At 34.3% G+C, this 1,373-nt stretch carries 1 protein-coding gene; it reads left to right on the top strand.

What is annotated here, in order from left to right:
- Positions 1 to 1,373 (top strand): hypothetical protein (locus tag ACTTBN_RS03120; protein ID WP_440680932.1); only part of this gene is annotated, 1,373 nt, incomplete at both ends.

Below are 1,373 nucleotides of genomic sequence, written 5' to 3'. Positions count from 1 at the left end.
ACAGTTATCAGTGCTGATATCACAACTAGTAGTACTCAAACTTATAATGATGCTGTATCCTTAAGTGCCGATGTCACATTAACTACAACCGATAGTAATTTAACTTTTAACGGTACAGTTAATTCTACTGATGCAACCAATAGAGCATTAACCATTAATCTTGATGGCAATGGTGGAGGTACAAGTGCCGATGCAATTTTTGGTAATGCAACAGCAGATACTATTGGAGTAACTTATGATCTTGGTGCTATCCAAATTACTGGTGACTTAGATTTGAATGCTGCAATTGGTAATGGTGCAACCGCAGGAGCTACATCTTTATCAGTTTCTGGTACAACAAATATTGGTGCTAATATAACAACCACCACTACCCAAACATTTACTGGTGCTGTTACATTAAGTGTAGATACCACTTTAAGAGGAACAACAATTTATACGCAGTCTACAGTATCTGGTTCTGGTGGTGGTACTAGCGTATCTACAACTGGAACAACTGGTTGGATAGATCAAAGTGGTAACTCCTTTAGTAATACAAACTATCGAGGAAATGGAATTACAGAAACTTATAATAATGGTTCATATGGAACAGATGATGAGGGTGATGAAACAATACTTTGTTGTTTTAATAATAATGCCACAAGTCAAAAGGCACATTATACTGATGTAACAGGTCTAAATAACACATCAGCAACTGTTACATTTAATTTTTATAAATTAGACAGTTGGGATAGTGAAACATTTTATATTTATAATGGATCAACTTTAATCGCTAGTAGAACTTTTGCTTACAACAATGCTACAAGCAATTATTCAAATAGTTCACATTCAAACAATGGTTATACAACTACATTTACTAACAGAGAAGGTCAATCATCAACAAATTATAACTTTTTAAGTTATCAAGATACTCATTCTGGTGACTCTAGCTTTTTAGTTACAATAGTTACTCCAGCTATAAGTACTTTTGATTTAAGATTAGCAGATAATTTAAATGATGGCAGAGTGTATGATGAAAGTTTTGGTGTAGCAAACTTCACATTAACTAGTTCACAAAATTCATCTTTAACAGTAACTGGAAATTTAGAAGCAAGTGGAGCAATTAGCGATATAACTACACTGTCAGTATCTGGAACATCTTCATTAAATGGTGATGTTACCAGTAGTAGTACGCAAGGTTATACAGGAAATGTAACTGTTGCAAATGACATTACTTTAACTACTACTAATTCACAGATTACTTTTACAGGTACAGTAAATTCAGAAGCTACAGAGGCAAATGATTTAACTATTAGCGTTGGAACCTCAGAGGTTGAATTTGATAGTGCAGTAGGAGGTGGAACAAATGGAGCACTGGGTACAATTGGTATCACAGG

It is taken from the genome of Candidatus Pelagibacter sp. HIMB1623 (assembly GCF_052047695.1).
GTDB lineage: Bacteria > Pseudomonadota > Alphaproteobacteria > Pelagibacterales > Pelagibacteraceae > Pelagibacter.
The sequence above is the reverse complement of the archived record's forward strand: the minus strand, read 5'-3'. Positions and strand labels throughout refer to the sequence as shown.